This is a genomic window from Nocardia sp. 348MFTsu5.1 (assembly GCF_000383535.1).
In the GTDB taxonomy this organism is placed as follows: Bacteria; Actinomycetota; Actinomycetes; order Mycobacteriales; family Mycobacteriaceae; genus Williamsia; species Williamsia faeni.
On the sequence record NZ_KB911509.1, the window covers coordinates 89964 to 111621 of the forward strand.

Below are 21658 nucleotides of genomic sequence, written 5' to 3' on the forward strand. Positions count from 1 at the left end.
CGAGCAATCACAACCAAGGAGTCAACACATGGGGTACACGTTCGACCGCCGATCATTTCTTCGGTATTCCCTCATCGCCGGCGGCGCTGTGGGTAGCGCCAGCGTGCTGGCCGCCTGTAGCTCCGGTGGCAGTGACTCGGGCGGAAGCAGCACCACCAACCCGAAGGTGCAGTTGTCGTGGCAGAAGAACATCGAATTCGCCGGTGAGTACTTCGCGATCGAGAACGGCTACTACGAGGCCGGTGGACTCGGCACACCGGAACTCATCACCGGTGGCGGTCCGGGTACCGGCGTCGAAACCGGCCTGACGGCCAACAAGGTGTGGATCGGTATGACCGCACCGCAGTTGACCGCACCGGTCATCCTGCAGGGCGCTGCCCTCAAGACCATCGCTGCGACCTTCCAGAAGAACCCGTTCTGCATCGTGTCCAGCGAAGGCAAACCGATCCTGTCGCCACAGGAGATGAAGGGCAAGAAGATCGGCGTGCAGGCGTCGAACGAGAACGTCTTCAAGGCACTCCTCACCGCCAACGGGATGACCGACTCCGACGTCCAGAAGATCACCGTCCAGTACGACCCGACACCGCTGACCACCGGCGAAGTCGACGGCTGGGTGTCCTACGTGACGAACGAGCCGATCACTCTGGCAGCGGGCGGATTCCCGAACACCAACTTCCTGTTCGCCGACTTCAATCTGCCGCTGGTCGCCGAAACGCTTGTGGTGCGCCAGGAAACGATCGACAACGAGCGCGACAAGCTCAAGGCATTCCTCAAGGCCGATATCGCGGGCTGGTACGACGCCGTCGCCGACCCGGCCAAGTCGGCCGATCTCGCGGTGAACAAGTACGGCAAGGACCTCGGACTCGAGGTCGACGAGCAGACCAAGGAAGCCCAGGCGCAGAACCTGCTGGTGATCTCGGACGACACCAAGGCCAACGGGCTCCTGACAATGACCGACGCACTCATCGACCTCAACATCGAGGCGCTGGCCAAAGCCGGCTACGACATCACCGCCGACCAGATCTTCGACATGTCGCTCATCGAAGAGGTCTACGCCGAGAACCCCGATCTGAAAAAGCCCATCTGACACGATCTCCCACCGTCGAGCGTGCCCATCGCGCCGCCGAGCGTGCTCATACAGCCGTCGACCGTGCCCTTACTGCCTGCATCCTGGCGGTTTCGGCACGGTCGACGGTTGTCTGATTGATACGTTCAGTCCATGCCGATTCGCGAAGAAGTCCATGGCCGAACCCTGATCGTTCACCTCGAGCGAGAAGAGAAACGCAATGCGATCAATGTCGAGATGGCGGTTGGTATCAGCGCCGCGCTCGACCGTCTCGACGACGATGACGAACTGTGGACCGGGATCATCACCGGTACCCCCAAAGTCTTCTGCGCCGGCACCGATCTGCGCGAGGGCGCCGGCGCCTACACCGACCGCGGTGGCGAATACGGTGTGATCAGGCGCAAGCGGATCAAACCGCTCATCGCCGCGGTCGAAGGTCCGTGTATGGGCGGCGGACTGGAGATCGCGCTCGCCTGCGACCTGATCGTCGCAGCGACCACGGCGAGGATGGCACTCCCGGAAAGCCGCCGTGGATTGGTCGCGACGTCGGGCGCACTATTCAGGGTCACCCGGGCGCTGCCACCGAACATCGCCAGGCAGTTGCTGATCACCGGGAGCGGACTGACCGCACAACGCGCATTCGACCTCGGTCTTGTCAACGTGGTGAGCGAACCCGGACAGGCACTGGCCGATGCGCTGGTCATGGCCGACGACATCAACCAGTCCGGGCCGGTGGCGGTCCGGGCGACCCTCGCGGCGCTGGCCGAACAGAACGAAAACGCCGATGTCGCGGGATGGCAGGCCACCGAACGCGCCAAGCACATCATCATTGCCTCCGAAGACATGCGCGAAGGCGTCGATGCGTTCTTCGCTCGCCGTCTGCCGGAGTGGAAGGCGCGGTAGCGGTAGGGCGGTAGGCGGCGGCCACCACCCCCGTCGAGCGTGCCCTTATCGCCGTCGAGCGTGCCTTCGTTGCCGTTGAGCGTGCCGAAGTTGTACGGGGGCATGCAGTTTCGGCACGGTCGGCGGTTCGATGGGCACGGTCGATGGCGCTCAGGTGAGGTTCTTGTAGCGGTCGAGTGCCACTTGGCGTTGCTGTTTGTGGTCGACGATCGGCTCGGGATAGTTGTCGGGACGCAGCGCACCCGGTTCATGCACCGCAGCTCCGCTGATGCCTGCGAGTTCCGGCACCCAGCGCCGCACGTAGTCGCCGGACGGATCGAACTTCTTGCCCTGCGTCGTCGGATTGAATACCCGAAAGTAGGGCGCGGCATCGGTACCGGTACCGGCGACCCACTGCCAGCCGTGTTGATTGCTTGCCATGTCGCCGTCGACGAGTTGGTCGAGGAACCAGGCGGCGCCGCGTTGCCACGGCAAGTGGAGGTCCTTCACCAAAAACGATCCGACGATCATCCGCACCCGGTTGTGCATGAACCCGCTGTCGCGGAGCTGCCGCATTCCGGCATCGACGATCGGGAAACCGGTTCTACCGTCGCGCCAGGCGGCGAAATCAGCGTCGGCGTCGGCGCCCGAATCATGTTCCATCGCATCGAACTTCTTGTTCAGATTCCACCAGCTGCTGTCGGGACGCTGGTGCAGGATGTCGGCGTAGAAGTCGCGGAAAGCCAACTCCCGGATGTACGCGGAGCGGCCTTCGCCGACGTGCTTGTCGAGCTCGGCCAGCAACGCGCGGGGATGGATGTTGCCGAACTTGAGGTATGCCGACATCCGACTGGTCGATGCCAGGTCGGGGCGGTCGCGGTTGGTGTTGTAGGCCCGGACATCATCGGCCATGAACTCCGCAAACCGTTCGTAGGCAGCGTGTTCACCGGCAGGAAAGTCCAACGTGGCCTTGGCTTTCGGGATCGCGACCCCCCGGACACCGGACACGTCGTCGGGGTTGATCCAGGTTGCACTACCGACACCGGTATCGGCCGGCGCCCGCCAACCGTGCTCACGCCATCGCCGGAAATACGGGGTGAACACTCGGTAGGGTTCGCCGTCGTCCTTCAGCACCCGTCCCGGAGCCACTGCATACGGTGACCCTTCCGCACGCAACGGTATGTCGCCCAATGCTTTTCGGACCCGATTGTCGCGCCGGACCCCGTACGGCGCGAAGTCGGCGCTCATGTGCACCGCATCCGCCTCGATCGTCCGGGCAATCTCCGGGATCACCCTCTCCGCGTTGCCCCGGACCACCAACAACGATCCATCGAGTTGGTCGCGGATGTCTCGCAACGAATCGTAGAGAAACGACAACCGGCGATCACCCGACGACGCCTCCAAGGTCGGGTCGAGCACAAAGCATGCCAACACCCGTCGCCCCTCGGCTGCCAACAGAGCCGGCAGGTCACTCAATCGCAGGTCACGACGCAGCCACAGCACAATCGGTTGTTCGTTCATCACTCCATCGTGCCCACTCCGACGCGAAGACCCCGCCGGATGGGGCTATCGATCGTGCATCGTTGGCACGCTCGGCGGTCCGTTTGGCACGGTCAACGGTGGTGCGGGTGGTTTCGGCACGCTCGGCGGTCCGTTCGGCACGGTCGACGGTGGGTCAATGGGGATGGTCGTTCGGGGGGCTCAGCAGCAGATCGATCACCAAGGCTGTCCATCCGGTCTGATGGGTGGCGCCCAGACCGGCACCGTTGTCGCCGTGGAAGTGTTCGTTGAACTGCAGGTTGTCTTTCCACGCCGGATCGGTCTGGAAGACCTCCGTCCCGCCGTAGACCGGTCGGCGGCCATCCGCGTCGGGCAGCCAGATGGCGATGAGACGTTCCGCCATCTCCTGGGCGATCTCGAAGTAGGTGAGTTCGGTGTCGCTGCCGGTTGGAAACGGGATCTTGGTTTCTTCGCCGAAAAACTTCCCGTACTGCACCAGCGCGCGGATCGCCAGGTAGTTGACCGGGAACCAGATGGGTCCACGCCAGTTCGAGTTGCCGCCGTACATATCGGTCCGCGATTCAGCGGGTTCGTAGTCGATGATCGCGCCCGCCTCATTCGGCAGTTCGTAGGGCACGGTGTACTCCTTCGACAGCGACCGCAGACCATACGGCGACAGCAGTGCATCCTCGTCGAAGACCGTGCCCAGGAGTTTGCGTAGCTGTTCGACGTTGAGCACCGAGAGCAGAACCGTGGTCTGGCCCGTCTCATCCGACCGAATCCGCCAGGACCGACGGTTCTGGTGCTCCACATCGCGGAAACGTCGCCGGAAGCGTTTGCGGAGACGCTGGGCCCGGCTGGCGTCGTCGATCGACACCGTTGCCGCGGCGAGCGCCGGAATCACCCCGACCAACGACTTCACCTTGATGGCCGAACCGTGGCCGGAGGCATCGGTGTAACGGTCGTAGAAGAAGCCGTCTTCCTGGTCGTACAGACCTGACCGTTCGAGTGCCTCGCCGATCAATGCGAACTGTTCGAGGAACTTGGTGACCATGTCCTCGTAGACCGGATCGAAGTCGGCGAGATGCTGGGCGATCCCCAGCATCGCGCTCGAGTAGTACGCCATCCAGCCCGTGCCGTCGGATTGTTCCAGCTTGCTGCCGGGGGGCAGATGAGATCGGTCAACCGGGCTGATGTTGTCGAGGCCGAGGAATCCGCCACCGAAGATGTTGTTGCCGTCCGGATCCTGCCGGTTGAGCCACCAGGTGAAGTTGAGCAACAACTTCTGGAAGACACGTTCGAGGAACTGAACGTCCTTGGCACCGTCGATGATGAAGACCCGGAGCGCGGCCAGGGCATGAACCGGCGGGTTGACGTCGTCGAAGCTCCATTCGTAAGCAGGCAGAGCACCATTGGGGTGCTGGAACCACTCGCGTAGCAATATGACGAGTTGATACTTCGCAAAGGCGGGATCGAGATGCGCCCACGGTACCGCGTGAAATGCCAAGTCCCAGGCTGCAAACCACGGGTATTCCCAGGGGTCGGGCATGGCGAGGATGTCGTTGGCGTCGACGTGGCGCCAACCGGTGTTGCGGCCGGCCCGATGACCGGGCGGCGGTGCCGGCTGCGCGGGGTCTCCGTCGAGCCACCGGGTCACATCGTAGGAGTACATCTGCTTACTCCAGATCAGACCGGCACTGGCCTGAGTGAGGATGCGCATTCGTTCGGGGTCGGTATCGGCCGGAGCCAGCGCCGCGTAGAACTCATCGGCGTCCCGCTGCCGATCGGCCAGCGTCTCGTCAAAGTACGTACCGGCCCAATCAGGTTCGCGGAGGGCCGATTCGGCATCAGCCAGACGCAGCCGGAGCTGAACGGTCTCACCGGCCGGAACCGACAACTGATACCGCCAAGACATCTTGGTGCCCCGCTGGTCCGGATTCACCGTGTCGGCACCGGAGACCACGTGATCGTTGATGCCGTCTTTGGGATAGGCCGTGATGGGCTCACCACCAAAGATTTTCGGAACGTTGGTTTCGTTATCGCAGAACACCGCCTGCGGTTCGGTACCCTCGCCGGTAACCGCTGCCTGCAACCGATAACCGCCGAGCCGGTGATGCTCGAGCACCACCTCTCCATCTCGCAGCGCCAGATCCGGCAGGTCACCGTTATCGTCTGCGCGCCAGGTGTTTCGGAACCACCCCGTGGGCAGGACGTCGATGGTCGCCTCGTCGGGCCCGTTGTTGGTGATGTCGATCCGCATCAGCAGGTCGGTCGGGCTCGCCTTGGCGTAGGTGACATCGACGATCCAGAAACGCTTGTCGTCGAAGACCCCGGTGTCGAGCAACTCGTATTCGAAGTCTTCTTTTCCGCGACGGGCATTCTCGTCGATCAGATCCTGATACGGGAACTCGGCCTGCGGATAGTGGTAACGCCATTGCAGCAGTGCATGACTCGGCAGCCCCTGCAGGTACCACCAGTAATCCTTGACATCTTCGCCGTGGTTGCCCTGCGGCCCGGTGAGGCCGAACATCCGCTCCTTGAGGATCGGGTCGGCGCCATTCCACAACGCCAATGCCAGACAGAATTCGTGGCCGATGTCCGAGATACCGGCCATGCCGTCTTCATTCCATCGGTACGCACGCGACCGGGCATGGTCGTGCGGGAAGTACGACCAGGCATCGCCACTGTCGCTGTAGTCCTCCCGGACTGTGCCCCACGCTCTCTCCGCGAGATAGGGACCCCACTGGTACCACGGGTTGGCATCGTGCAGACCGTCTTCGAGACGGCCGGTGGCCTCCGCAAGCCGGTCGTGCTCGCGGGTGCCACTGGGTGGCTGACGATTCTCCATCACGCACGCTCCTCGGTTGCTGCCTCGGCCTTTTCGATCCGGAAGAGATGCCATAGCCACGGATCGAGCTCAACGTACATTCCATCGGTCAGATCATCGCCGCTACGCAGGTATTCGATGTCCCGCGTGTTGTCGATCAGCCGGAACTGGCCGCCGCGCAGATCATCCCAGCCGGTCGCCACCGTGCCGGACGCCGGTGTGTCGCTGAGGTTGACCACCACCAGCCATCGGCTCCCACCGGCGCGGGTCCACGCCAGCAGATCGCCACTGGTGTTGTTACCCTCCCACCCGGTGACGGTGCACGGCGACAAGTCACCGGTACGCCACACCGGATCTCGCAGCGACCTCAGCACACTGAGATAGAACTCGGCCAGGTCCTTGTCGACCTCTTCCACCGGGCCTCGACCTAGGTGCACCGGCAGCCGCCGGACCGCACCGGAGAGTTGCCCGTCGTAGATCAGTTTCGCCCCGAGCTGGGTGAGTGTTGCCACTGCCACCGCTTTGTGTTCGTCGACTCCGAACGTTGATGCCGCGCGCGGTTCGTCGTGGTTCTCCAGGAACCTGATCAGTCCGCGCTGGTAGCCGGTATCGGCACTCAGCCGCTCACGGACGGCGCCGGCACCTTCGTGCCCGGCGAACGCATCGTAGAGTCGCTTGTTGTAGCAGTAGTCGAATCCCTGCTCCTGGAGCCGTGATTCGAGATCCCAATAGGCCTCGGCGATGAAGACGAAATCGGGATGAACCTGCCGCACAGTGGCGATCACAGTCGGCCAGTATCCGTCGGCCGGTGGACTGCCTGCGCGCTCACCCCACGTGCGGGTGACAACGTCATCCAGTGGCAGCATCGCCATGTCGCAGCGGACACCGTCACATTGCTCAGCGACCGACAGTAGGGTCTGCCCGATCTGAGCCCGGAGTGCGGGGGAAAAGGTGTTGAGCTGCACCACATCCCGCCACGCCGGGAAATACGGGTCCCGGCCATTGGCAAAGACCGTTCCACCGATTTCGACGAACGACTCCGGGTCATCACGCAGGTCATCGGAGTTGCCGGTGATGAAGTATTCGGGATTGGTGCCGATCCAGGGATGGTCGGGTGCGACGTGGTTCGGCACGAAATCGAGTATGAGTGACAAACCTCGCTGTGCCAGGGCCTTCCGGGCGGTGGCCAGACCCGCGGGTCCGCCGATCCGGTCGTCCACCCGGTAATCCCTGATGCAGTAGGCGGATCCGGCGACGTCGTCGTCGGTGAAGTCCGGAAGAACGTCCTGGAAGTTCTGTACGTGCTCGGCCTCCGACAAGGCGAGGGCGATGCCGGCGGGACTGCGCCGCCACACCCCCATCAGCCACACCGCATCGAAGCCGAGATCGGCAATCGAATCCCACACCTCGTCGGGAACACCGGCCAGGTCGGTTCCGCGGTTTTCCAACCACGGCCACGTATTGATCTCATAAACGAACGGCTGTGCGATCACGCTGTCAACCTATCCTCGCTGACGGGAAATCGCGCAGGAGTTCCCAGTAGATGCAGGCGCTGCATCTACTGCATACAAGAGAAAACCCTGCACGTGAACCGTGCAGGGTTTTCAGGAGAACGCAGGATGACGGTTAGCTGACACCCAGAAGATCGATCACGAAGATCAGGGTCTTGCCCGACAACCGGTGGCCGGCACCCTCGGGGCCGTAGGCCAGCAGCGGCGGGACGACCAGCTGACGGCGTCCGCCGACCTTCATGCCCGGAATCCCCTCTTGCCAGCCCGGGATCAACCGGTCGAGCGGGAAGTTCGCGGATTGACCGCGGTTCCAGGACGAGTCGAACTCTTCACCGGTCTCGAACTCGACGCCCACGTAGTGCACATCGACAACGCCACCGGCGACAGCCTCGGGGCCGTCTCCGATCGTCACGTCGGTGCTCACCAGTTCGGTGGGAGCGGGGCCTTCCGGCAATTCAATTTCAGGTTTACTCATGTCTCAGCGCTGATCCATATTCAGGTAGTCACGTTCGGTGTATCCGGTGTAGATCTGCCGCGGGCGGCCGATCTTTCCGGTCGGGTCGGCGTTCATCTCACGCCAGTGCGCGATCCATCCGGGCAGACGGCCCAGGGCGAACAGCACGGTGAACATCCGCGTCGGGAAGCCCATTGCACGGTAGATGAGGCCCGTGTAGAAGTCCACGTTCGGGTACAGCTTGCGGGAGATGAAGTAGTCGTCCGACAAGGCGACCTCTTCGAGACCCTTCGCGATGTCCAGCAGGTCGTCGTTGACGCCGAGGAGTTCGAGGATCTGATCCGCGGTCTCCTTGACGATCGCGGCGCGCGGATCGTAGTTCTTGTAGACGCGGTGCCCGAAGCCCATGAGCTTGACGCCGTCTTCTTTGTTCTTGACCTTGTTCATGAAGGCCTGGGTGTCACCACCGGATTCCTTGATCTCGTCGAGCATCTCCAGAACCGCCTGGTTGGCGCCACCGTGGAGCGGGCCCCACAGCGCGTTGATGCCACCGGAAATCGACGTGAACAGGTTGGCCTGCGACGATCCGACGAGGCGAACGGTCGAGGTCGAGCAGTTCTGCTCGTGATCGGCATGCAGGATGAAGAGCATGTCGAGGGCTTTGACGATGTCCGGGTTGACCACGTAGGGCTCGGCCGGAAAACCGAAGGTCATCCGAAGGAAGTTCTCGACCAGGTTCAGCGAGTTGTCCGGGTACAGGAACGGCTGACCGGTCGACTTCTTGTAGGCGTACGCCGCGATGGTCGGCAGCTTGGCCAGCAGACGGATCGTCGAGAGCTCGACCTGCTCGGGGTCCTTCGGATCAAGCGAATCCTGGTAGTACGCGCTGAGGGCGTTCACGGCGCTCGACAGGACGGGCATCGGGTGCGCGTTGCGGGGGAAGCCGTCGAAGAAGCGCTTGAGGTCTTCGTGCAGCAGGGTGTGCCGGCTGATCTTGTTGGTGAAGTCGTCGAGCTCGGTCGGCGACGGGAGCTCACCGTTGATCAGCAGGTAGCTGACCTCGAGGAAGCTCGAACCCTTTGCCAGCTGCTCGATCGGATATCCGCGGTACCGCAGGATTCCGGCATCGCCATCGATGTAGGTGATCGCGGATTTCGTCGACGCGGTGTTGACGAATCCGCCGTCGAAGGTGGTCAGTCCGGTGTCGGCAAGGAATTTGCCCAACCCGACTCCATCACTGCCTTCGGTGGCCTTGACGATAGGAAGCTTGATCTCTCCGCCGGGATAGCTGAACGTGGCGTTTGCCTCCGCTGCGGCTCCATTGGCGGACACTGTTTCGGCGGACACTGGGTCTTCCCCTTTTCGACGGGCTGACCGGTCTTGTGAACCGGTACTGATGCTTTCAATCCAGAGTCGTCGAACCGGTGGAACCGGCCGTGCAACCCGTTAATAACTTAGTCGCTATACAGCTCGCTCGCCCATGGAGGGTCCGCACCCGGCCTCGAAACGGTCACCGCGGCCGCTTTCGCGGCAAACCCCAGTGCCCCTGACCAGTCATTACGGCTCATGCTACGCATATGCCCCGGGTCGAGCATCCGGTGCACACCCAACCAGTGCAGCACCGCTCCGCAAATCGTGTCCCCGGCTCCGATGGTGTCGACGACGGACACGTCCGGGGCCTCGACATCCACGGTGAAGTCGGCTGTCATCGCGGTCAGACCGTCGCCGCCGCGGGTTATCAGGACCGCGCCAACCCCGGCCTTCAGCCATTCTGCCGGTCCGGTCCCCTCCTGGCCCTGGGCCAGCCAGGCCGCATCGTCGTCGGAGACCTTCACGATATCGACGTCGGGCAGCCACCCGGCAAAACGTCGGCGATAACCGTCCGGATCGTCGATGACATCGCTCCGGATATTGGGGTCGAGCAGCGTCAGACGTCCCTCGGCATGGCTGCGACGCAGCAGTTTTTCGTAGGTACTCGCACCCGGCTCCAGCACCATCGACAGAGTTCCGAAAGCCAGTGCGCCGACGGTTCCCGGTAGCGGACCGGGGTCTTCCACCAGCCGGTCCGCGGTGCCCTGGAGATAGAACGAATACTGCGCCGATCCGTCGGTGCCGATGCTGGTCAGAGCCAGCGTTGTCGGTTCCGGGCCACGCTGCAGGAGCGAGAGATTCACCCCGGCACCACGCAATGCCCCGGTCAGGGCCTCTCCATAACTGTCGGTCGACAATCGCGAACACAGCGAAACAGCCGATCCCAGGCGCCCGAGAGTGATGGCCACGTTGTACGGGCCACCACCGAGCGCCGGCGTCAGCGCGGCGAGCGGACCGTCACCTGAAGGAACGAGATCGACGAGACCCTCGCCGCAGACAACGATTTCTCTCATTGCGTGACCCACTCTCCGATCTCATGGTCGATCCAGGTACTTCAAACCCCAGCGCCCGGTCCAGACCTGCCCCGGTTGCAACACGATCAGATCGGTTCCCGACGCGAGCGCATTGGGCGGTGCGGTCATCGGTTCGATCGCCACCGCACGACCCCGTCCGGGGTATGCCTGGTCGTGTCCGGGATCGGCGGTGAACGCCTGTACCCAGCCGAAATTGAGGTCCGTCCACAGCTCGGTCGTGCCCTTCGGCCCGACCAGACGGTGGGCGATGATGCCGTTGTCGTCGACCATGCCGGTGAACGGGGTGTCGAGCCAGCGACCGGCCAGCGATTGCGGGGTCCGGAAGTCGTAGTCGGTGCCGGCGATTTCGACAGGATCACCGGCCGGGAGTTGCCGCGCCGGGTCGAGCGGCTGATACTTCTGCGCCGCGAGTTGCAGCGAACAATCATCTGCCGGATCGTCCCCGACGCGAACAAATGTGTGCTGCCCCAACGCATATGGCGCGGTCTGGTCCCCGTTGTTGGTGGCGGTATGGGTGACGGTCAAACCGTCGGCGCCGACCGTGTAGTCCGCGGTCAGCTGAAGTTCGAACGGCCATCCCGGATGCTGACCCACCGCCACACCCAGCGTCACCGACGAACCGGTCTGATCGAGGATGTTCCAGTCGACCATGCGCACAAAGCCGTGCATTGCGTTGTTGCGGCCGGCTTCGGTGATCGGCAGGTGATACGTCACCCCGTCGAACGTGTAGGTACCGTCACCGGTTCGGTTGGGCCACGGCGACAAAACCAGGCCGGCCGACAGCGGCGGTTTGACGCCGGGTTCGATCTCCCACGTCTCGGTCAGGAGCTGATCACCCCACCGGACCGCACGCAATCCTGCGCCCGCCTGCGCGATCTCCGCGCTGTATCCCTCGGATTCAATGCTGTATCCCGCCACGACTGCAGTGTGCCACCAACGCCGTGGCCATTGGCCATGTCGTCGATTCTTTTGGGTCGCACGCCACGCCAGACCGCCTGATAACGTCACGGAATCCACTGAACACTGGGGGGCAACGGTGGGAAAGAATCACGAACTCGAAGCAGACGAACATGCCATGTCTCGTCACTCAACTGGACACTGCAGCGAAGGTGAACTCCTGGTCCGGGAACAGTGAACGAACAGTCCGCGGCTGAGCGGGACAGCCAATTCTGGTTGCTGTCAACCTCTCTGACGATTGTGTTGTCAGGAGTGGTCATCGGCTTGTGGGAACAGTGGTCACGCGACCGAACGGATTTCGAGTCGCTGCCAAACCCACTCATCGCGATCATCCTGTCCGCTGTGACGGACGGTACGGTATTGCTGTTGATACGGCGGCGCGGCATGCAGCCATCGCTGGCGGTGGTACATGGAATCGCGCTTGCGGGTGTCCTGCTTTCAGCGATTCCATTCATCGATCTATTGGTCGACGCCGCATGACCCTCCGACACTTCTTCGGCCCCTGGACCGCGCTCGGCCTCGTGCTGGGACTTGTCATCTGTTTCGCCGGGTACTTTGTGTCACCGTTCATCTGGATCGGCCTGTTTGCCGCAATGATCGGATTGAACGCGAAACAACTCGCCGCAACACAGGTCAGCTGCGGAATTCTCACGTTCTTGTTCATTCCGTTGATCGGTCTGCTGATTTACTCGGTATGACAACAACTTTGGCCGAGATCGACCGACAGAACCCGGAAATGCCGGACTCAGGCCTTTGATCGCTGTTCTTCGGCGCCTTCTTCGGGCAGCAGATTCTTCTGGTCGAGGACGAACAGCAAGATCAACGCCGGGACGACGATCACCACCAATGCCACTGTGGCGACCAGCAACGCCGTCAGTGTCCCGCTGGGCGCGGCCGCCTCGTCCACGGTGGTGGTCTCCGGCAAGAGATAGGGCCATTGCGCTACGCCCCAGGCGAGCATCATGGCGACGAGTGTGACGGCGGAGGTCGCGCGCCCGAACCGGTCGTCGCGGAGGTAGACGAGTACCAGCGATACCGCGCCGGCGACCACGGACACGATCACGAGCGGCAGTGCGCGAGAGGTGAGTCCGTCGAACAGGTGGTCCGCGGAGTCGGCGAGAAGCGGAATGCTTGCGGCGGCGACGATTCCGGCCACCACCGCCGACCCCAGTGCACGGCGGCGGAAGTATGTCGTCATCTCCTCGTCTCCGAGGCGGTGGGCGTCGCAGGTCAGACGCACGGCCGCCAGCCAGGCGAAGACGACGACGGCGAGCACACCGACGAGTATCGAAACCGGGTTGATCCAACTCGAGACGGGATCGCCGGCCTTGCCGCCGGCGGGTACCCGTTCGCCGGCGATTGCCCCGACGACTGCTCCGAAGCAGAAGGGCACGAGCACCGAGGACAGGGCGAACGCGGCGCCGAACCGGCGTTGGTCCCGCGTGCGCAGCACGGCTTTGCGGAAGGCGAAGCTCGACCCGCGCGCCACGATGCCGAGCGCGGCGAGGGTCAGCGGCACGAACAGGGTCAGGGTGATCGACGCATACACGGTCGGGAATGCGGTCCACAGCACCACAAAAACGAAAATCAGCCACACATGATTGGCCTCCCACACCGGTCCGATCGCCCGGTCGATCGTGGCCCGTGGCCGTTCGCCGCGGATCGCACCGCCGGCTACCAGGTCCCAGAATCCGGCACCGAAGTCTGCACCCGCGAACAGGGCGTACGCCGTGATCGCTGCGAACAGGACAACCGCCACCGCATCGTTCATTCGATCGTCCCCTTCGACGGCACGAGGTCCTCGGGGTTGGGCCCGTAGGGGACGTCGTCCTCCGCGAAACCGGCGGGTCCGTCGCGGGACTCGCTGTTGCGGAATCGGCGGCTCATTCCGCGCAGCACCAGGATCGTCGTCACGCCCAGTCCGAGGTAGAGCACGAACACCCCGATGAAGGTGATCCAGACGCCGGTGTTGCCGGTCGCCGCGTCTTCGACCTTCATGTAGTTGTAGACGATCCAGGGCTGACGTCCGACCTCTGTGACGACCCACCCGGCTTCCATGGTGACCACGGACAGCACACCGCAGCAAGCGGCGACTCGCAGGAACCATCGGCTGCGCGGCATATCACGCCGAAACACCCAGGACGCGGCGTACCAGACCGCGATCAGGAAGAGCAGCGTGCCGAGTCCCACCATGATGTCCCAGGACAGGTGCACGACGTTCGCCTGTGAGACCGTCACGCGATCGGCTTCCGGGAAACTGTCCAGGCCCTGCACGACGGTGGCCTTGCCGGAGGACGGGTCCGACAGCCACGACGCGAGTCCGGGTATCGGTATCCCGCCGTCCACGGTGCCGTCCTCATTCAGGTGGCCCAGCAGGGTCTCGGGCACGTCGCTGCTGGTGGTGGGGACGAGTTCGATGGCGGCGAACTTCGCGGGCTGATTGTTGTACACCCACCGGGCGAGCGAATCCCCCACGGCCATCTGCGGGACGATCGCGATGCACGCGACGGTGAACGCGATCAGGAATCCGGTGCGGTGGTAGCGGTCGCGCCGCCCGCGCAGCATGCCGGCCGCGTACACGGATGCGACCAGGAAGCCGCCGACGACGTACGCGGCGAGGATCATGTGTGCCGACTGCAGCGGCATCGACTTGTTGAAGATGACACCGAGCGGATCGACCTCGACGACGGCGCCGGACGAGTCGAGGGTGAATCCCGACGGTGCGTTCATCCACGCGTTCGCGGCGACGACGGAGGCGCTGCCGAGGATGCCGGCCAGCACGATCGGAATGCCGGTGAGAAAGTGGGTCCACGGTTTCAGACGGCGCCACCCGAAGATGTAGATGGCCACGAAGATCGCTTCGGTGAAGAAGAACAGCCCTTCGAAGGCGAACGGCACCCCGAACGCCTCACCCCACTTCCCCATGAAACGTGGCCAGAGCAAACCGAATTCGAAGCTCAGCACGGTGCCGGTGACCGCCCCGACGGCGAAGGTGACCGCCATGTACTTCGACCATCGTTGCGCGAGCAACAACGCGTCGGCGTCGTCGTGTTTCACCGCCCGATAGTTGGCGATCAGCGTCATGAACGCCCACGACACCCCCAACGGGACCAGGATGATGTGGAACGCCAGCGTGAACGCCATCTGCGAACGCGCCCATGGCACCGGATTCACCTCCGGCAGCGACAACAGAACCTGTGCGGTGCTCATGAAACCAGCGGGTGCGCGCGGTTCATCCGAGGCGCCCGATCAGATGCTCGCCGACACGGATGGCGTTGGCCATCGCAGTGAGTGCGGGGTTCACGGCCCCGATACTGGGAAAGAAGCTCGTGTCGACGACGTAGAGGTTGTCGAGTTCATGGGCCTTGCAGTTCACATCGAGCACGGACGTGGCCGGGTCGTCGCCGAACCGACAGGTGCCCGCCTGGTGCGCGCACCCGGCGAGGGGAATGTTCATCTGCATGTAGAAGTTCTTGTCGAGCACGTGGTGCTGAGCCATCCCCACGTGGTTGAGGAGCTTCTTCAGCTCGTGGTAGAGCCGGGTGGCCTCGGTGTCGTTGTTCGAGGTGTATCGCAGGTGGACACTCCCCTGCCCATCGATGGTCACCCGGTTCTCGGGGTCGGGGAGGTCTTCGGTGGTCAGCCAGAAGTCGACGGCGTGGCGGGCGACGTCGTCGAGGCTCCAATGTGGCGCGAGGAGAGTGAGTTTGGGTTCTTCACCCTTCATCGCCCAGCCGTTGGACTTGCCGACCATCTGGATATTTCCCAACGGGAACGGGAAGTCGTGGTCGCCGCTGCCGAAGTAGAAGTCGTTGATGCCCAACGTCTTCTGGAACACGGTGTCATTGAGTTCCTTGGCCAGGGCCACAATTGCCTTGGAGTTGTGGAACATGTAATTGCGCCCCACCTGATCCGAGCCGTTGGCGAGCCCGTTCGGATGGTGCTCGTTTGCTGATTGCAACAAGAGTTTGGCGCTGTTGGCCGCGCCGGCCGCGACCACGACGATGTCGGCTTCGTAGCGTTCGAGCGCCCCCTGGCGGGACACGACGACGGAGCTGACCGTGCGTCCGGTCGGGTCGGTGTCGAGCTTGACCACCTCTGCTTGTACGAGCAGCGTCACGTTCGGTGCCGTCAGCAAGGGCCGCACCGCGATGGTCTCCGCGTCGGACTTCGCGTGCACGAGGCAGGGGTAGCCATCGCACCACGTGCACCGGATGCACGAGCTGCGGGCCCGGTCGGCTTCGTCGAGCAGGATTCCGCATGGGGCCGGGAACGGGTTGTAGCCGGCGGCGGCGAGGGTATCGGAGATCTCCTGGATGCGGGGTTCGTGCGACACCGCGGGCCAGGGGTACTGCTTGGACCAGGGTCCCCCGGTGGGATCCGCACCGTGGCTGCCGTGAACCTGATAGAGCCACTCGGCCTTCGTATACCAGGGTTCGAAGTCGTCGTAGCTCAGTGGCCAGGCCGGAGAGATGCCGTCGACGTGGGTGATCTCCCCGAAGTCCTGCGGCCGCAGCCGGTACAACGCCGCGCCGTACAGCTTGGTCGCCCCACCGACGAAGTAATGCACCTGCGGCTGGAACGGTGTCCCGTCCGCGTCGAACCACGTATCGGGCGAGATGTAGCGACCGTCGACGAAAACTGGTTGAGGGTCCCAATTCTCGGTCTCGCGCGGCAGGAAGTCGCCCCGCTCGAGCAGCAAGATCCGTTTCCCGGCCGCGGCGAGGGTGTGCGCGAGCGTTCCACCACCTGCCCCGGTCCCGATAATGATGACGTCGTAATGATCAGTGGTCGGCATCGCGCTCTCCTCGGCGTTGCAAAACCCTTGAAATCCATGACACGGACAACGAAAATGCGACCGATCATCGTACGACAAAATTGACCGGACCCCAGTGCAATACGCGTACAATACCAGCCAGCAACAGTTCGGGCGCGGTACTTTCGATGCGCCAGAACTGCGATGTCGCCATAGCCAAACATCCTGTCCTCAGGTGTATTTCGATGCTTCAAGCAAGTAATGGCCGACCTTCACCAGAAATTCACGTTCACCAGCAATTCACACGGATGGACTGCCGTCCCCGACCGGTCGGGCGTAACATGAGCGGGTCTGGCGGCCACCTACCTCCGAAGGAGACGTGCCGATGACAGCGAATGCTGTTTTCAGTTCCACCACTGCAGGGGCCGACCAATCGAAGGCCGATGTGCTGGTTATTTTCGGGATCACCGGCGACCTGGCGAAGGTGATGACCTTCCTGTCGTTGTATCGACTTGAGCGCCGCGGTCTGATCGACTGCCCGATCGTCGGTGTCGCAGTGAATGACTGGACGGTTGACGATCTCGTCGAGCGCGCTCGCACCTCGATCGAGACCGCGGGCGGCGAGCCCGTGGACGAGGCCGTCTTCAACCGCCTCGCGGCGCGGTTCGACTATGTCAGTGGCGATTTCGGCAAGGCCGAGACCTTCGCTGACCTCGCGCAGCATTTGAGCGCGGCCCGCAATCCGGTGTTCTACCTCGAGATCCCGCCGTTCCTGTTCGCGACCGTGATCAAGGGCCTTTCCGAGGCGGGCCTCACGAAGTCCGCAAGAGTGGTGGTGGAGAAGCCGTTCGGCCACGACACCGAATCGGCACGTGCACTCGCCGCGGAGATCCACCAGTACATCGATGAGTCGCAGCTGTACCGGATCGACCACTTCCTCGGCAAAAAGGGATTCTCCGAAACGCTGTATCTGCGCTTCGCCAATGCGATTTTCGAGCCCATCTGGAATCGCCATTACGTGTCCGAAGTACAGATCACCATGGCCGAGAGCTTCGATGTCGCGGACCGCGGCCACTTCTACGATCCCGTCGGGGCATTGCGCGATGTGGTGGTGAATCACATGATGCAGCTCGTCGCCGCCGCAGCCATGGAAGCACCGTCGGCGTCGCATGCCGCGGCACTGAAGGACTCGATGGTCAACGTATACCGGGCCATCCCCGCAGCGGATCCCGCGAACTACATCCGCGGGCAGTACGAGGGTTACCGCGACGTGGACGGGGTGGCACCGGATTCCACCACCGAGACATTTATGGCGCTTCGGCTGGAAGTGGACAACTGGCGCTGGTCCGGTGTGCCGTTCTACCTGCGGACGGGCAAGTGCCTACCGATGACACAGACCGAGATCCGGTTGGTCTTCCGCCGCCCGCCCCCGGTGTGGTTCTTCGACGCCGGGCATCAACCCGCCCCGGCACATCTGGTGATCAAACTCGATCCGACGACCGGCATCCGGATCAAAGCCGAGGCGCAACGCGGTGAGGGTACAGAACCCGAACCGATCACGATGGACATGGAATTCGCCGACGAGGGCGGTGAGGGCGCCACACCCTATGAGGTGTTGCTGCACGCCGCGATGGTCGGCGACAGCGCCCGCTTCACCCGCCAGGACGGTGTGGAGGAAGCGTGGCGGGTGATGCAACCGCTGCTCGATGGACCGCCACCCGTGCAGACCTACGAGAAAGGGTCGTGGGGCCCACCGGATCAACTGTTGCCCGGCCAGGACCGCTGGTACGACCCCTGGCTGCCGGCGGATAAACATCAGTCCAGCCAGGACAGTGCGCAAGAACCGTGGGTGCCGTCATGACTCCCGCCGGGCCGGACGACACCGCCGCCGCCCGCGAGCCACAGAGCGCGGCGGCACCGTCCGCGTTCCCGCCGATCGCCGACTACGCATTCCTGTCGAACTGCCATACCGGTGCGTTGATCGCCGCCGATGGGGCGATCGACTGGCTGTGTGTACCGGCGTTCGACTCGCCCAGCGTGTTCGGTTCCCTGCTCGACCGCGAGGCCGGCGTCTTCCGGCTCGGTCCGTTCGGCATCAATGTGCCGGCCGCCCGCCACTATATTCCCGGGACGAATACCATTGTCACCGTGTGGAATACGGCCACCGGTTGGGTGGAGATCCGCACCGCCCTGACAATGGGGCCGACCCGTGGGGAGGACACCACCACGCCGCACACGCGACCGCCCACCGACGAGGACGCTGATCACCTGCTGGTCCGTACAGTTAAATGCCTGTCGGGCACCGTTGAGATCGAGTTGGTGTGCGAGCCGGTGTTCGACTACGGACGTACGGAAGCCGAATGGACACTGGTCGACACGAGTCGTCAGACCGCGGACGCGACCGGCGCAGGCCAGACGATCCGGCTCCGGACCGACATGGCCCTCGGCATCGAGGGCGGCCGCGTCCGCGCGCGGCACAACCTCTCGAAGGATGAATCGCTGTTCTGTGCGCTCTCGTGGGCCGACGGCCTCGACGGGCCCGAGACCATGGATGAGGCACTCGAGCGTCTCGATGCGACCACCGAATTCTGGCGATCCTGGTTTTCCCGCGCACGCTTCCCCGATCATCCATGGCGCGCCGCGATCCAGCGGTCCGCCCTCACCATCAAGGGCCTGACGTACCTACCCACCGGCGCCACCGTGGCCGCGCTCACCACCTCATTGCCGGAAACGCCTGGCGGGGAACGTAACTGGGACTACCGCTATACCTGGATGCGCGACTCGACGTTCACCCTGCAGGCGCTGCACTACCTGAACCTCGACTGGGAGGCCAACGAGTTCATGCAGTTCGTCGCCGACCTCGAACCGAATTCGGATGGTGCACTGCAGATCATGTACGGTATCGACGGCCGCCGCGACCTCACCGAATCGATCCGCGAAGATCTGTCCGGCTACGCGGGTGCGTACCCGGTCCGAATTGGCAACGGCGCCTTCGACCAGCGTCAAAACGATGTGTTCGGTTCCGTGCTCGACTCGATCCTGCTGCATTCGGTACGGAGCAAGCGGCTCCCGCGTCGGCTGTGGCCCATCGTGGAGACCCAGGCGCAATGCGCCACCGACGTGTGGCGCGAACCCGATCAAGGCATCTGGGAGGCACGCGGTGCGCCGCAGCACTATGTGTCCTCGAAGCTCATGTGCTGGGTCGCCCTGGACCGGGCCGCGAAGATCGCCGACATCCGTGGTGACCGCGCTGCCGAGGCCCGGTGGCGCGCGACCGCCGAAGAGATCCACGCAGACATCCTCGAGAAGGGCGTCCGCGACGGCGTGCTCCGCCAGCACTACGACACCGAGGCACTCGATGCCTCCACGCTGCTCGCGGCGGTGTTCGGTTTCCTGCCGGCCGACGACGAGCGGCTGCGTGCTTCCGTCGAGGCGATCGCGAACGACCTCACCGAGGACGGCTTCGTGCTGCGCTACCGCACCGGAGAAACCGACGACGGGTTGTCAGGGAAAGAAGGCAGCTTCCTGATCTGCTCGTTCTGGCTCGTGTCCGCGCTCGCCATCGTCGGCGAGACGCAACGCGCCCGGGACCTGATGGATCGACTGATCAGCATCGCTTCACCGCTCGGCCTGTTCGCCGAGGAATACGACACCAGCACCGGCAGGCACCTGGGCAACTTTCCACAGGCGTTCTCCCACCTCGCCCTCATCGAGGCTGCCGGCCGAATCGTCTTCTCCGATCTACTCGCGGAACTATCATGATCGCAAGATGCGCGAACTACCTGCCGGACGCGATGCGTTGCTCCTCGACTTCAGCGGTGATCCACACCCCTCTATCGCCACCCTGAAGGCACATTCGGTCCTCAAAGCGGCGATGGCCGCGGGGTCGCTGCCCGGTGTCCTCGATGTGGTTCCGGCAGCGGAGACGGTACTGGTGCAGGCCGAACCCGGAGGTGGCCTGGATGAACTGTCTATCCGGCGCGCCTTACGTCATGTCGACTTCACCGAGGGTGCCACCGACTCCTCGGAGGTCCTCGAACCCATAGCGATTCCGGTGCACTACACCGGCATCGACCTCGACGAGGCGGCGCAGCGGTGTGCGATGTCCGTCGCCGAGGTCATCGGAGCACACACCCACACACTGTGGCGGGTCCAGTTCATGGGATTTGCCCCCGGATTCGGCTATCTCGTGCCCCAACAGAGTTCGGCCGCAACGACTCTGACGGCGCTCGGACGGCGTGAGCAGTCGCGTCCTTCGGTCCCGGCCGGATCCGTCGCCGTGGCGGCCGGATACAGCGCCGTGTACCCACGGGAGAGTCCCGGCGGGTGGTGGCTGCTCGGCAGCACCGACATCGCCCTGTGGGACACCGACTCCGAACGACCGGCGCTGCTCACACCGGGCGCGGTGGTCCGATTCACCGACGTGCGGGCGGACGCGTGACCGACCTGCTGGTGGTCGCTCCGGGACCGCTGACCACAGTCCAAGATCTGGGCCGCCCGGGTTATGCCGACCTCGGCGTCCCACTGTCCGGCGCTGCCGATCGTCGCGCACTCAAACTGGCAAATCGCTTGGTGGGCAACACCGAACACGCCGCGGCCCTGGAGGTGACGCTGGGTGGACTGCGACTTCGCGCCTGGCGCCAGGTGCTGATCGCGGTGACCGGCGCGCCCGCCGATGCCCAGATCGACGGTGTCGACCGTGGACACCACAACACAACGATCCTGCCGGCGGGCGCCGAATTGTTCGTGCCACCACCCCGCAGCGGCCTGCGGACCTACGTGGCGGTGCGTGGCGGCATCGACGCACCGCCGGTGTTGGGGTCGCGGTCGACCGACATCCTGTCCGGACTCGGTCCGGCCCCGCTGCGCGCCGGCGATGAACTGGCAGTCGGAGATCTCATCGGCCCCTGGCCGTCTGCGACCGAAGCGCCCTGGGACGTGCTCGATCCCCACCGACCGGTCCCCCTGTATGCATCGGCGGGCCCGCGGATCGGCCACCTCGAGGACCCGGCCGCGCTGTACACCGGCATCTGGACGGTCAACCCCGCATCGGACCGCGTGGGCGTCCGCCTCGACGGGAATCAGGGATTGCGCCACCGCAGCGACGTCGGCGAATTGCGGTCAGAACCGGTGGCGCTCGGATCGATCCAGGTTCCGCCGAGCGGGCAACCGGTCATCTTCCTGGCGGACCATCCGACCACCGGCGGCTATCCGGTGGTCGGTGTGCTGGTGGCTGAATCAGTCTATGCAGCAGCACAATTGATCCCCGGCAGAGAAGTTCGATTCGTGGCGGACTAGCC

The 21658-nt window shown here is 63.9% G+C and carries 18 protein-coding genes; 8 read left to right on the forward strand and 10 right to left on the reverse strand.

The features are described 5' to 3' along the window. Positions 1-28 precede the first annotated feature (28 nt). Positions 29-1087, forward strand: a complete 1059-nt coding sequence (locus H290_RS0100420; protein WP_020104772.1) for an ABC transporter substrate-binding protein — start codon at positions 29-31, stop codon at positions 1085-1087. A 132-nt stretch (positions 1088-1219) separates the two neighbouring features. Beyond that, positions 1220-1969 (forward strand): enoyl-CoA hydratase-related protein, encoded by a 750-nt coding sequence (locus tag H290_RS0100425; protein ID WP_020104773.1) that lies wholly within the window; start codon positions 1220-1222, stop codon positions 1967-1969. A gap of 150 nt (positions 1970-2119) precedes the next feature. On the opposite strand, the gene H290_RS0100430 is transcribed toward H290_RS0100425, so the two are convergent. The 7 genes from H290_RS0100430 to H290_RS0100460 all read right to left on the reverse strand — a co-directional run bounded on the left by H290_RS0100430 (position 2120) and on the right by H290_RS0100460 (position 11563). Then, positions 2120-3469: a deoxyribodipyrimidine photo-lyase gene (locus H290_RS0100430; RefSeq protein ID WP_020104774.1), complete on the reverse strand. Its 1350-nt coding sequence runs from the start codon at positions 3467-3469 to the stop codon at positions 2120-2122. 154 nt (positions 3470-3623) lie between these two features. After that, positions 3624-6296, reverse strand: coding sequence for a hypothetical protein (locus H290_RS0100435; RefSeq protein WP_020104775.1), 2673 nt, complete (start codon positions 6294-6296; stop codon positions 3624-3626). Beyond that, a complete protein-coding gene (locus tag H290_RS0100440; RefSeq protein ID WP_020104776.1) occupies positions 6296-7768 on the reverse strand; it encodes an alpha-amylase family glycosyl hydrolase in 1473 nt (490 codons plus the stop codon). The genes H290_RS0100435 and H290_RS0100440 overlap by 1 nt, the downstream gene beginning before the upstream one ends. A gap of 133 nt (positions 7769-7901) precedes the next feature. Next, positions 7902-8261 carry an FKBP-type peptidyl-prolyl cis-trans isomerase gene (locus tag H290_RS0100445; RefSeq protein ID WP_020104777.1) on the reverse strand — a complete coding sequence of 120 codons (360 nt, stop codon included), beginning with the start codon at positions 8259-8261 and terminating at the stop codon, positions 7902-7904. Between the two features lie 3 nt (positions 8262-8264). Next, positions 8265-9587: a citrate synthase gene (locus tag H290_RS0100450; RefSeq protein ID WP_020104778.1), complete on the reverse strand. Its 1323-nt coding sequence runs from the start codon at positions 9585-9587 to the stop codon at positions 8265-8267. 107 nt (positions 9588-9694) lie between these two features. Continuing rightward, the gene (locus tag H290_RS0100455; protein WP_020104779.1) at positions 9695-10624 is read right to left on the reverse strand and encodes a carbohydrate kinase; all 930 of its coding nucleotides are present in this window, start codon (positions 10622-10624) and stop codon (positions 9695-9697) included. Between the two features lie 21 nt (positions 10625-10645). Next, on the reverse strand, positions 10646-11563 hold the full coding sequence (locus tag H290_RS0100460) for an aldose 1-epimerase family protein (protein WP_020104780.1): 918 nt from the start codon (positions 11561-11563) through the stop codon (positions 10646-10648). 213 nt (positions 11564-11776) lie between these two features. Between H290_RS0100460 and H290_RS0100465 the strand changes: the two genes are divergently transcribed. Then, positions 11777-12082 (forward strand): hypothetical protein, encoded by a 306-nt coding sequence (locus H290_RS0100465; RefSeq protein WP_020104781.1) that lies wholly within the window; start codon positions 11777-11779, stop codon positions 12080-12082. Beyond that, positions 12079-12300: a hypothetical protein gene (locus H290_RS0100470; protein ID WP_020104782.1), complete on the forward strand. Its 222-nt coding sequence runs from the start codon at positions 12079-12081 to the stop codon at positions 12298-12300. The genes H290_RS0100465 and H290_RS0100470 overlap by 4 nt, the downstream gene beginning before the upstream one ends. Positions 12301-12347: 47 nt before the next feature. On the opposite strand, the gene H290_RS0100475 is transcribed toward H290_RS0100470, so the two are convergent. The 3 genes from H290_RS0100475 to H290_RS0100485 are packed head-to-tail and all read right to left on the reverse strand — an operon-like array spanning position 12348 to position 16400. Continuing rightward, positions 12348-13373, reverse strand: a complete 1026-nt coding sequence (locus H290_RS0100475) for a cytochrome d ubiquinol oxidase subunit II (protein ID WP_020104783.1) — start codon at positions 13371-13373, stop codon at positions 12348-12350. Continuing rightward, the gene (locus H290_RS0100480) at positions 13370-14812 is read right to left on the reverse strand and encodes a cytochrome ubiquinol oxidase subunit I (RefSeq protein WP_020104784.1); all 1443 of its coding nucleotides are present in this window, start codon (positions 14810-14812) and stop codon (positions 13370-13372) included. The genes H290_RS0100475 and H290_RS0100480 overlap by 4 nt, the downstream gene beginning before the upstream one ends. 22 nt (positions 14813-14834) lie before the next feature. Continuing rightward, positions 14835-16400: a GMC oxidoreductase gene (locus H290_RS0100485; protein WP_020104785.1), complete on the reverse strand. Its 1566-nt coding sequence runs from the start codon at positions 16398-16400 to the stop codon at positions 14835-14837. A 343-nt stretch (positions 16401-16743) separates the two neighbouring features. Between H290_RS0100485 and zwf the strand changes: the two genes are divergently transcribed. Genes zwf through H290_RS0100510 form a run of 4 tightly spaced genes read left to right on the forward strand, consistent with a single transcriptional unit; the run spans position 16744 to position 21656 of the window. Beyond that, positions 16744-18219 carry a glucose-6-phosphate dehydrogenase gene (zwf, locus tag H290_RS0100495; protein WP_020104787.1) on the forward strand — a complete coding sequence of 492 codons (1476 nt, stop codon included), beginning with the start codon at positions 16744-16746 and terminating at the stop codon, positions 18217-18219. After that, positions 18216-20120, forward strand: coding sequence for a glycoside hydrolase family 15 protein (locus tag H290_RS0100500; protein ID WP_028462598.1), 1905 nt, complete (start codon positions 18216-18218; stop codon positions 20118-20120). Before zwf ends, H290_RS0100500 begins: the two co-directional genes overlap by 4 nt. A gap of 7 nt (positions 20121-20127) precedes the next feature. Beyond that, positions 20128-20799, forward strand: coding sequence for an allophanate hydrolase subunit 1 (locus tag H290_RS0100505; protein ID WP_020104789.1), 672 nt, complete (start codon positions 20128-20130; stop codon positions 20797-20799). Continuing rightward, positions 20796-21656, forward strand: coding sequence for a biotin-dependent carboxyltransferase family protein (locus H290_RS0100510; RefSeq protein WP_020104790.1), 861 nt, complete (start codon positions 20796-20798; stop codon positions 21654-21656). The genes H290_RS0100505 and H290_RS0100510 overlap by 4 nt, the downstream gene beginning before the upstream one ends. Positions 21657-21658: the final 2 nt, after the last annotated feature.